Source organism: Lactobacillus kimbladii (assembly GCF_000970755.1).
GTDB lineage: Bacteria > Bacillota > Bacilli > Lactobacillales > Lactobacillaceae > Lactobacillus > Lactobacillus kimbladii.
The window spans coordinates 460293-471422 of sequence record NZ_KQ034007.1 but is presented as its reverse complement, the minus strand read 5'-3'; the positions used below and the strand labels follow the sequence as shown (position 1 = coordinate 471422).

Sequence of the window (11130 nt, the reverse complement as noted above, 5' to 3'; positions counted from 1 at the left end):
AAATATTAATTAGCTCTCGCTACTTAGTTAGCGTTGTAATACTCTGACCATTTAGAACTACTGCCTGACACTTCAATAAAGACTATTCCCACAGATGATCTCGATGATGCTCCATGCCATTCATAATGCAGTCCTAAAGAAGCGAATGCCTCTTTATCATTATCACCTAAAATTATACTATTATAATCTAGTTGCTCCTTAAAACTATTAAATATTTGAGTAGCGACATGTTTAGTATTTCTGTCTTTAAAGTTAAATGACTTTGGCAATTCATCGCCTTCCATTCTTTGGCCATAATAATTCGTAACATCAAATGAATCTGTCACATCCATACCATTTTGAGCTAAACTGGGCAGATATGATGCTAATTGATGGGCGGTTGTAGAATTTATATGACTTTGATAGTTATTCATAGTAGAACTTGAATAAGTTACTTTAGAAACAAATGTATCAAGTTCATTATTCTTTTTATACTTTGGAAGTCCGTTCTCTACCCTATAGCTTTGAATATCTTGCCATAAATAATCTTTTATTTCCGCCAATTCATTATCACTAAAATAGACAGTATAACCAAGTTTATCGTTATTATTAGCTAATATATGATCTACTTCGGCTTGAGTAGGTTTAACATCCGGCACACCTAATCCGTCCTTATTGGTACTATTACCTTCCTGTTCTCTGTTGCTATCATCTGAACTTGCTCCTGGTGTCGCTAAACTAGCTAAAATATAGCTGTCATTGCCAATTTGATAATACTTAGCACCATTGATCACTTTACTTCCGATTACAGTCTTAGCACTGCCCTGATTAGCTGTAAAAGGTGTTTTATTGCCTTTACCATCATATATTCTGGCAGGACTGGTCACCGTCACTTTGAAAGTTTTAGAACTCGTAGTAGTGGAACTAGGTGTAGTAGGTTGCCCTACTGGTTTAGTTACCGGTACTTTGGCTGAACTATTAATCGTTTTCACATTGCCCGCTTTAAGGTAGCGTCCTTTACTTAGTTTATAAAACTTCTTGCCCTTAATCTTTACTTTGCGATAGGCTGTAAGGGTTTTTCCCTTTTTCAAGGTCTTTCTACCTTTACGGTGGCCATGCTTGCTATAAACGTAAGCATTATGTTTCAACGTGATTTTATAGCCCTTTTTAGCTGCCTGCACTGTTTGTGGTGAACTTACGCCAACGTTGCCAGTAATTCCAATTGCACCGACACTCAATAATGCAGCTGTTGCCAGACCAATTAAAATGCTATTCTTTTTCATCATTCCCACTCCCTTTTACTTTCTCCCTTTTACTTTAGTTGTTGCGGGTATCATTCCTAACTCTACTAGTTTGACCTTTGCTGCGTCATATTCTGTAGAATCTTTGGGGGCTGTAATATATTGCTCCATTGCCAACAACTTTTCTTGTGAAATTAAGGCAACAGTTCGATTATGTGATCGAGCAACATAAACAGTTTCATTATTGCTTACTGCGTCTAGATACTTTTTCATATAACTACGGAAATCACCTTGCGTTATCGCTAATACCATATTTATGTCTCCTATCCGTACATTTATTATACAGCAAATCGCAGGATAATTATATGGTTATTTCACATAAAAGTTAATAAAATAGGAATGCTTGTTTAAAAAAGACATATATTTACCTTAATTAATACTACTTTTTAATAATCTTATCTACCTTCTCTTTAAAATCTTCATTCTTCTTGTACAAGTAGAACACGGTTCCAGCTACTCCAGCCAGCAGAACACTCACAATCCATCCAATGTGCGACAGAACAAAGTGCCCAGTTCTTGGCAGGAAGCCATTCTTACCTGTTACTGGATTATTAGTACCATCACCTTTTAGAATTCCCTTATTCGGATCCTTTGGATTTTTCTTTGGGTTCTTACCTTTCTTATTTTTCTTATCTTTATCTTTATCTTTCTTAGGATCTTTTGGATTCTTTGAATTTTTCGGGTTATTTGGATTGTTGGGATTCTTTGGGTTATTCGGGTTAAGTGGACTATTCGGATTCTTTGGATCTTTCATTGGATCAGGATCGCCATTTAATTTCGTCTTAACTACATTAGTTGGTGTGTCCTTGCCATTAATCTGTAAGTGGCCCACGTTAGGAATCTGCTTATCAGTGTAGGAAGTAAGATCGGCATCTAATTTAATATTGGCTGCCACTGCTGCATATACTTTCTTACCAGAATACTTAGTCGGATCCTTGGCTGTCCAAGTCCAGCTTTCGTCGCTATCACTAGTTGTAAGCGCACCGTCATTGGTAATATTATTACCTTCACTATCCAAAATAACTACATTCTTCAAGTCCAGCACGTTTTCAAGGTCGTCACTTAAGACTAGGGACTTCATATTAGCATTGTTACCAATATCAAAGGTTAACAGGTAATCCAGTGCGTCACCTCTGGCTGCCGTATTGTTTTCAACCGTAGTTGCATTAATGATCTCTTTCAAATCACTAGCACTAGATGGTGCGGTGGTTGATACACTGGTATCTTTCTGATCATTAAGGTTAACCTTTTCAGCTGATTTATACGGTTTAGCTAGAGTTTCTAGAGCGTCATTGAATTCTTTATCGGTTACATCTTTATTTGCCTTGCGGTAAGAGCCATCTGAATTTTGAACAACTAATTTCTTAGCCGCTTCAATCTTGGCATTATGCGCATTAGCGTCAATTGCCTGATCGACTTTGTCACCACTAGTTTGGCCAGCAGATGTTTCTGCTTTATTACCAAAGAATTTGATCCAGTTGGACGGATCACGCACAATCCCCTTCTTTGCCTTTGATTCCTCAACCTTTGGCGTTACGATTGGCGTGTTTGACGGCGTATCTTCGCCACTGTCTTTCATGTGGGCCGTGTTCGGAATTTCGATTACATTGTTCTTGATATACTTCTGCAAATCGGCGTCACCCTTGATCTTTGCTGTCACAAGTACAGTATAAGTCTTTCCGCCCATCGTCTTAACTACATCATCTTTAGGCTGCCAGATAAAGCTTTCCTTGTTGTTGTCAATCTTCATCGTCCCGTCAGAATCAGTAACATCTTTACCGTCCGGATTTTGTACTACCACCTTTTGAAGATCAAGAACGTCTTCAAGGTCGTCACTAAACTCAACGTCCTTCAAGGTTATTCCTTGTTTAGGCGTAAATTGAATTTTGTACGTGTAATCTTGGCCAATTTCAACGTTGTCTTTATCTTCATGATAGCTGCCCGAGATACCTTGGACAGATTTAACTACCTTGTTCTTATCAACCGGTGGCGGCGTGATAACGTGAACCTCGTTTGATGGTGTTTCTTTATCGTTATATTTAATTTTGGCAATATTTGGAATCTGATATTCATTAGAGGCCTTATCAATATACTTGCTTAGATCAACATTAGGTTTAATCTTGGCCGATATATCGACAGTGTAAGAATGATCCGGCATTTTCAACAGGTAATCGTTAGTTGGCTGCCAGACAAAACTTTCTTTGTCATCATCAATCTTTAAGTCACCATCGGTCTTAGTAATATCGTTTCCCTTGTCGTCTGTGACCTTAACCTCTTTGAGGTCTAATACGTCCTCTAGGTCGTCCATAAATTGGACATTGGAAATATCCTTACCGTTCTTTGGTACCGTGTAGGTGACCCGATAGTGGACTGTGTCGCCAATATTGTACTTCGCCTTAGATACATATTGCCCGTCTTTATCTTCAACTTGCTTAAGTACAGTCGGATCCTTATCGTTCGGCGTATGAACTTCAACCTTGTTTGACGGAATATCTTTATCATTGATTTTCATATTACCGATGTTCGGAATATTATACTGATTGGTATTTTTATCCAGATATTTGGACAAATCAGCATTTTCTTTCAAATTGACAACGGGCCGCATAGTCATCTTGCGCCCAAACCACTTCTTTGGATCATTGGCTTGCCAACTAACTGTGTTAGTTACCTTGTCAAAGTCCGTTTTACCTTGATCAGTCACATCATTATTGTTCTCATCAAAAATTCTTACTTTTTGATAATCGAAACAGGTTTCGAATTTATCATAAAATTCAATCTTATTGATATGAGAATCTATCGGAATTTGATAAACAATTTGAAACGCAATATCTTTGCCTTTGCCAAAAGTTGCGTCCGTTCCCAGCTTGGCTTGTTCAGCGGCATGGGCGTTAATCGCAATAGGCTGCGAATCATTATTATAGGCAATACCTACGCCTACACCAGCCAAAGTAACGCTAGTGCCCACTGTAGCTAATAATTTTCTAGCTTGTTTCTTTGTTAGCTTTTTCATAGCTATCCTTTCTCTTTCAAACAAAAAAAGGCACCGTTACTTCTTTAAGTAACGGTGCCGTTAAACATTATTTTTACTTTTTTAAATTGGAATTACTGCATAGAATCACCTCCTTTCAGATTGTTTTCACTAGTTTTCTTAAGGAAGTGCCACTTCTAATGATACATTGCCGGCCATAATCCGGTGTGCATAGGTAATACCTAGCGCTCCAATAAAATCATCATTGTTAATCTTCTTATTGTTATAAACGTCAGGATATAAGTCTTTCATCCAGGCCATCATTCTTTCATACCCGGCTTCACCCATTTCTAGTTGCACAATTGTCAGCTGCTCGCCAATATCGGCCCTCAACCAAGATGGCAAAATCACTTGTCCCCATGCTCGTCTCTGTTCAATTGGCGCTCTCTTTAGCAACTCTTCTTTTTGTAATTCTCGAAAAGCATAAGTCACTAGTGATTTGCCAGCACTAGGAGGCTTTATTGTCGACTTCATCTTTTGTGACAAGCTCTGTGCCAGGCCCGCCAACATACCACTCAATTTGCTATATTCTGATTGCGGTACTCTGATCGTTATTATCTTTTGCATTCTTTATTCTCCTTATTGCTTAATTCCAATCTTTTTATCAAAGATAAACTTAGGGCTTAATTTACCGCCCTTAATTGAACTAACTAAAATGTAGCTAAGGTAAACGATGAAATTCCTTTTTACTTTACCTTCGCACTTTGCAATTTCTGGATACAAACTTCGTTGTTTATTAAACAACTTTGTAAAAGTCTGAATCGGTATTTTTGCTGCAATCATGCAGCTACTATCTTCTGTTTGGTTAATTTCATACTGTACTTCCCAAAAATCATTAATGACTTTCTTAAAGTCAAAGGTATCTTGACTATCTTCTTCTAGTTGTAATTCCTCGTTTGCAAAGTAAAAAATCATCATCGAAATAAAATCTTTTTCGTCTCCTCGTGACATTTCAAAATTGGCCCGCAAGAAGTCTTCGACAGCTTTGTATTCTGATTTCAACATTTGGCACTTAATGCTCACTTTTGCCATTGCTTACCTCCTACTTAATAAAATTTTGTATAAAAAAAGGAAGCTACTTAACGTAACTTCCTTGATCTTCTCCTGGTAACTTACCGTAATATTCATTAGCCTTTAATTGATATTCGGGCGGCACATGACCAATATAGGTTATCCTGCCGTCCTTTTCTTTTCTAAGAACAGCTCTTGCCATTAATTAATCCTTCTTTCTTAAATTTTAAACGTGCTTCTAACATACCTAGACGCTGACTTGAGAGACTGTGAGCCAGTCAAATGACCTCTAACAAACAAGCGGCCCTGTCCTGTCCAATCACACGTGAATAGTGATATAACCGGCTTTTGGGCAAATTTTTTCCGATTGAAAGCTAACCGTAGATTATAAACACCAATAAAATAGGCAATATCTATTCGATAAAAATATACTTTCTTAAAATCGGTCAAGAAAATACGGGTTCCTTTTGCAAGTTGTCCCCTAACTTTAGCGGTATATAACGGGCTAAAGTAAGTTTGGCCATCGTCCATATTATGACCTGCCAAGGGATAGTTATTCTGTCCCATTCGCTGATCCGATCTTAAAGTACCAACGCCTAGGGCAAGCTCGTCATTACCTGTGCCCCGAAAAATATTTAATAAAATATTCTCCGACGGTACTGCAATTTGACCAATTGCCCTATAATCACGACGACACCGCCATGCATGGGCCAAAGTTTGCGGTGATATTGGTTTAACTTTTTTCAAATTATAATTTGGCTTTTTCGTTTGATGATTTCGTCGTTGTAATTCTATTTTGTCATTGGCTAGTGAATTGGCTGCTTGTCCCTGCAGTTTATTGAAATTCAAAACAACAATAATTGCTCCTATCAAAAATAGCAGTAGAGCAATTGCTAAAACATTACCAACTAGCCGTTTTCGTTTATTTCGCCTACTCAGCCTACTCAAAATGAATATGCTCAACTTTCATGTGCTGATAAGCCTCTTTTTCTAATTTTTCATAAGCCAAGCCGACAATTTGCTTATACATAGCGGACTTCTTATTAGTTATTGCCGTCTTAAAACTGTCCCAGATAATGTTCTTCTCCCATTCAGTAAAAGTAGTGTGTTTGTATTCTTTTAAATACGCAGCCACTACCGGATCGTCTTTTTTAGGCATTTCTTTCCTCTTTTCTTTTTTGCGCACTAAAAACTAATACGCAAATTTATTAAATTGGGCATAATACGCCCGTATTTATTTTTCTAAATTTTTGTTATCGCAAACGTCAACCAAATTGGTTTTCTTTGGTCATTGACCAAAATTAAGTGTTATTTCAAAGGCTCTCATTACATGTTAATTAATCATATTCGATTAAAAAGGCGCACCTTTGACTTTTCACTTAGCGTCTAGCTAATCACTGATCCATTATTATTTTTCTGGTCATAAATCTAAAATTTAGTGACAAGTCGTTTAATGGATAACGATCCTAATTAAGTTCTTAAGCAGATTCCTGCCGTCCCCTCAATTAGTTCTTTACAGCAGCGACATTATAGTTCACGAGGCATTTCCTCCTAGAAGATTAATAATAATCTTCCATAACGCTAACAGCTACGTACAGATGTATTTAACGTTGCCTATGGTTATTAAGCATAAGCTTTTGTGTCTCTTCGTCCTGGAGACATAGCGAGGACAGTTTGGGAGCAACTGCCAACCACCGTCCAGCAGATCATTTAGTGTATAACGACAATACCTAAATTACTTATCACTCCGGCCCAGATTGTAGCATTCCTGTTTTTTCCAGTGGTTTCCAATGTTTTCCACGCCATAGGCTGATCCGCTTGGCAAGGTGCAGTGTTGCAGCGACAATAGTTCTTTTAACACTTTGGAAATCTTGTCCAGTTATTAAAATTCATATTGACCTTGTACTCCAAGTTTCGGCACAAATAACCAGGTTATTAAGTGTGCTGCCAGTTTTCATTATCGAGTTGTCAATGTACAAACGAGCATTGCTGCTCAATAGAAGTAAAAGGCGCTGCTGCCTTTCTGCAAATTGCAGTTGTCTATGCAATACTTCTCTTTCAAGAATCAAGTCAAAGATGATATTTATTATGTAAGTAAGAGCGGAGATTCTGTTTAATATCTGACTTTTCGGTCAGTTCGTTAATTATTTTTTGGTAATCTGCTAAGGCATTTTCAACCCCTTTTTGTTTTTGATCCAACTGTGATAGTTGCTTATCAAAATGCTTAATTTGTCGTTTAACTTTATGACTAATTGGCTGATCAGTTAAATCTTGTTGTTGTGTTTGGACAGTAGAAATTTGGTTTTTAATCGTTGCCAACTGGGTATGATAGTTATCAAATACGCCCCGAATATACAACCGATAATAATTTCAACACTATTCATTGCGTGCTCCTTTAACCTTAAATACCTTTATATAGCCTTAATAGAATTAACCCGAAATATATCAATTCAATTAGAAGTAGAATTGGTGCTATGATCAGGCCCTTGGTAACAATTTGATCTAGACAACGGTTAAGCTGCCACCAAAAACCAAATATTTTTCCCGTTTGGGCTTTATGGGCGATAAAACAGATTAGAAATAGGAAAAGTGCCATTAAAGCTAGGCTTAATTTGACGTGTAGCATTGCGAACGTGAATACTTGACCTACAATTGCGAAAATGAAGTCCAGTAAGTAATTTATTACTTTCATTTCAAAAAATTTTCCTGTAAGTTTTACACCAGATTACCGGTTCCTTATGCTTGGCATAAGGGTGTTTGCGGTAGCAAACCCGATTACCGTTTAAATCATAGCCAGTTTGCAAATTCTGATAAACATACTTTAGCGGTCGTACAGTCCCGATATACTTGTGTTCTTCTGCTAGAATAATTTCTTTTTCGGAATCAATTTGATAAAAATTGCCATCTTGTCCGTTAATCCAGATTTTGTTAAACATTCGAACCTTAACGACTTTTTGGAAAAGTGCGTTGATAGAGTAGTTGGTTAAATGCTTTACTCTTTTCTTTCCCGTACTGGTGGTGCTAATCTTTCTCATGATTTTCTTACCGCTCCACTTTGATAATCAAATTGATAATGGGGCTGAACGTTAAAGATATAGACATTAAAATTTAGCATACCGTCTGTTGATTTTGCCTGTAAATTGATACCTCGTGCCATTAGTTCATTACCTCGAAAAATTGGCGTTGCTTGATAGATAACTTTTTGACCCGCTACCAACGCATTACGCACTTCTCCTTCGTAAATTGTTTGCACCTTCTGGTTTGTGTATGCAGATTGGGTAAACAGATTACGTGGGTTGTTTTGGTCTCCTTCGTTGTTTGGTTTATATTTTCCAAACTGATCAATACCGCCAGACAAAGAATAGGCGATTAGGTGTCCCCGATTATAGATTTGTACACCGTCCCGATATGGATAGTGCCAACCAGTCGGTTTGACTTGTTGACGAGTTCTTTTGGCTTGTTTCGCGATATTTCGACGATCTAAAAATGCTGTATTAGATCCTGACGTTCGATTCAATTTATCTAAATTCTGATAGATAATTTTATTCCTATGCCAGCTATGCAAATTTAAAGTCGAATTATTATGATTAACAAAGCGAACTATTTTTTCTCCGTTATGATAATCAATTTCGCTTAATGATTGATATTGTTTAGCGGAAAGACCTCCAACTTGCTTATTAATTTTTAGTTGATTCTGAATATTAGGAACACTGGCTTTATCTTTTAGTAAGCTTGAATATCCGCTGCCTAAAAGTGCTAGTCCTAAAGCAATTGTGGCTACTAGTCCTTTACCCTTATTGCGAAATTTTTGTTTCATGTTGAGGCCTTCTCCGTTGTTTTTAATTCTCATAACTCAACAGTTGTAAGAATCAAAAGAGAATGTTATACTAACAGCAATCAGCCAACAATGTTTGCGCTATCATTGCTCACGGAGTGGGACTAAGGGAGATACATACGTGAATTTTGGTTATGCAAGAGTAAGCACTAATGGCCAAAAATTAGAAACGCAAATTGATTTATTAAATGCAGCTGGAGTAGACAGAATTTTCCAAGAAAAATATACAGGTACGACAACTAACCGTCCTGTTTTTAATCAATTATTGGCAAAACTTACAGAAGGTGATCAACTAACCGTTACTAAATTTGACCGATTTGCAAGGAATACTAGTGAGGTGCTAAGCACCGTCAAAAAGCTATTTAATAAAGGTGTAACTATCAATGTTTTAAATTTTGGCGTCATTGATAATTCACCCACAGGACAGTTAACAGTAACAATTCTTTCTGCTGTAGCCCAGTTTGATCGAGATATGATTTTGACTAGGACACAAGAAGGCAAAGATTATGCACGTAAACACGACCCCAATTTCCATGAAGGACGCAATAACAAATATAGTGACGAGCAGATTAGCCAAGCTTATTGGCTATATAAAAAGGGAACTCCATTACAAACTATTATTAAAGAAACCGGTATTAGCAGTGCAACTTTGTATAGACGATTTAAAAAATTAACATCTGAAAACAAGTGATAAATAAATTATATTTTTTCTGTTACAACTGTTGAATTATGAAATTAGCAAAAAAAGTTTGTTGCAGTTGGTAGAATCGTTGAAAACACTTGTTTTTTTTGTAAATACAATATCTTGTGTTTTAGATATTTACTTGAATTATTTGCGTTTTGTAAAATTTGTAATTTATTTTATATTATAATATTAATAAAATAGCTTGATTAGCAGTTTTAAAGGCTTTTTTTAAGCTTTTAGACTTGCTTTTTTTTGTTTATTTTTTAATAGCGGTTATACAAAATTGAACTACTCTTTTTTTGTACTTTGTAACTGTTCGTGCATATGTTTATTAAAGTTGTTGCGCATAGTAGTGTACAGATAGTTTTCAGCATTATTAACCCGTTTTTTCGGATCCCGATCAGCTGCACGAATACGATCAAAGTAACTCCGCAGCCACTTTGTCACTTCTGTTTGGAGAACTTCATTCTGCAAGTCTAAGTAGGAATTATTGCCAAAGCCATTGTCCATTGCTTCTTGTTGGGCGGCATTTTTTGCGTTCAAAATAATTCTGATAAAACGATTGATCTCTGCAGGAGTATTACACCAGAGTTTAATCAGTTTTAACGAAGCCTGATTTAGAAAATCAGGAATAGCCTTAACGCTCATTGTTTCTGTAACATGATTAACTAGATCCATGTTTTGCTGTTCAACTTGGTGAGGCGAATATTTGTTCGAACTAAAGTCTAACTGAGTATCTTCATGTATCTTACTAGTATCTAAGTTAGTATTATATAAATACTGTCTCATTTCGGTAAGTCCGCTTGGCTCTAGGTTTTCCGGATTTTCTTGTCGGCGTCTCATTTCGGTAAGTCCGCTTGGCTCTAGGGTTTCCGGCATATTTTCCAAAAATTCTTGTTTAACGTATACATCTTTAGCAGTAACTTCAAGATCGGCCAGATAAAGGTGATTTGGTAAATTTTTCTTTTTCCGTGGATCAAATCCCATCTTTTTCTGCAAAAGTAATCCGGCTTGTTCCAGTTCTTTTTTAACTCGATTGATTTTGTTATTACTCCAATGCAGCAATTTATTCAATTCCATATTGGTGAAAATAAAGTAGACATGATTATTTTTATCAACCCAATTATTTTGCAAGCTATAGCTCAAACGGTTAAGTAAAACCATATAGGCAATTTTTGCACCGTCACTCATGTGCTCATATGCGCGACCGTAAAGTAATACTTCGGGAAACTGTAAGTATTTTAAACTATATGCTCTTTGGCTATTGATGTAATTAAAATCTTGTGTATTT

The 11130-nt window shown here is 36.6% G+C and carries 13 protein-coding genes; 1 reads left to right on the top strand and 12 read right to left on the bottom strand.

Annotated elements, in window-relative coordinates; translation table 11 throughout:
- Nucleotides 1-23 precede the first annotated feature (23 nt).
- The 11 genes from JF75_RS10105 to JF75_RS02775 all read right to left on the bottom strand — a co-directional run bounded on the left by JF75_RS10105 (nt 24) and on the right by JF75_RS02775 (nt 9136).
- The gene (locus JF75_RS10105; RefSeq protein WP_084605702.1) at nt 24-1265 is read right to left on the bottom strand and encodes an SLAP domain-containing protein; all 1242 of its coding nucleotides are present in this window, start codon (nt 1263-1265) and stop codon (nt 24-26) included.
- Nucleotides 1266-1277: 12 nt separating this feature from the next.
- Nucleotides 1278-1532, bottom strand: coding sequence for a hypothetical protein (locus JF75_RS02820; protein WP_046331745.1), 255 nt, complete (start codon nt 1530-1532; stop codon nt 1278-1280).
- Nucleotides 1533-1659: 127 nt separating this feature from the next.
- The gene (locus JF75_RS02815; RefSeq protein WP_046331744.1) at nt 1660-4290 is read right to left on the bottom strand and encodes an isopeptide-forming domain-containing fimbrial protein; all 2631 of its coding nucleotides are present in this window, start codon (nt 4288-4290) and stop codon (nt 1660-1662) included.
- Between the two features lie 138 nt (nt 4291-4428).
- Complete coding sequence (locus tag JF75_RS02810) at nt 4429-4875, bottom strand: hypothetical protein (RefSeq protein ID WP_046331743.1); 447 nt, start codon at nt 4873-4875, stop codon at nt 4429-4431.
- A gap of 12 nt (nt 4876-4887) precedes the next feature.
- On the bottom strand, nt 4888-5340 hold the full coding sequence (locus tag JF75_RS02805; RefSeq protein ID WP_046331742.1) for a hypothetical protein: 453 nt from the start codon (nt 5338-5340) through the stop codon (nt 4888-4890).
- 43 nt (nt 5341-5383) lie between these two features.
- Nucleotides 5384-5521, bottom strand: a complete 138-nt coding sequence (locus tag JF75_RS10565) for a hypothetical protein (RefSeq protein ID WP_167334207.1) — start codon at nt 5519-5521, stop codon at nt 5384-5386.
- 17 nt (nt 5522-5538) lie between these two features.
- Nucleotides 5539-6267, bottom strand: coding sequence for a class A sortase (locus tag JF75_RS02800; RefSeq protein WP_245190705.1), 729 nt, complete (start codon nt 6265-6267; stop codon nt 5539-5541).
- Entirely contained in the window at nt 6260-6478 is a 219-nt protein-coding gene (locus JF75_RS02795) for a hypothetical protein (protein ID WP_046331740.1), read from the bottom strand. Before JF75_RS02795 ends, JF75_RS02800 begins: the two co-directional genes overlap by 8 nt.
- A 911-nt stretch (nt 6479-7389) precedes the next feature.
- Nucleotides 7390-7677 (bottom strand): hypothetical protein, encoded by a 288-nt coding sequence (locus JF75_RS02790; protein ID WP_046331739.1) that lies wholly within the window; start codon nt 7675-7677, stop codon nt 7390-7392.
- Between the two features lie 335 nt (nt 7678-8012).
- Entirely contained in the window at nt 8013-8354 is a 342-nt protein-coding gene (locus JF75_RS02780) for a hypothetical protein (protein ID WP_046331737.1), read from the bottom strand.
- The gene (locus JF75_RS02775; RefSeq protein WP_046331736.1) at nt 8351-9136 is read right to left on the bottom strand and encodes a DNA/RNA non-specific endonuclease; all 786 of its coding nucleotides are present in this window, start codon (nt 9134-9136) and stop codon (nt 8351-8353) included. The genes JF75_RS02780 and JF75_RS02775 overlap by 4 nt, the downstream gene beginning before the upstream one ends.
- A gap of 139 nt (nt 9137-9275) precedes the next feature.
- Between JF75_RS02775 and JF75_RS02770 the strand changes: the two genes are divergently transcribed.
- Complete coding sequence (locus JF75_RS02770; protein WP_046331735.1) at nt 9276-9845, top strand: recombinase family protein; 570 nt, start codon at nt 9276-9278, stop codon at nt 9843-9845.
- Between the two features lie 282 nt (nt 9846-10127).
- On the opposite strand, the gene JF75_RS02765 is transcribed toward JF75_RS02770, so the two are convergent.
- Nucleotides 10128-11130: replication initiator protein A (locus JF75_RS02765; protein ID WP_046331734.1), on the bottom strand; the 1003-nt coding region annotated here is incomplete at its 5' end.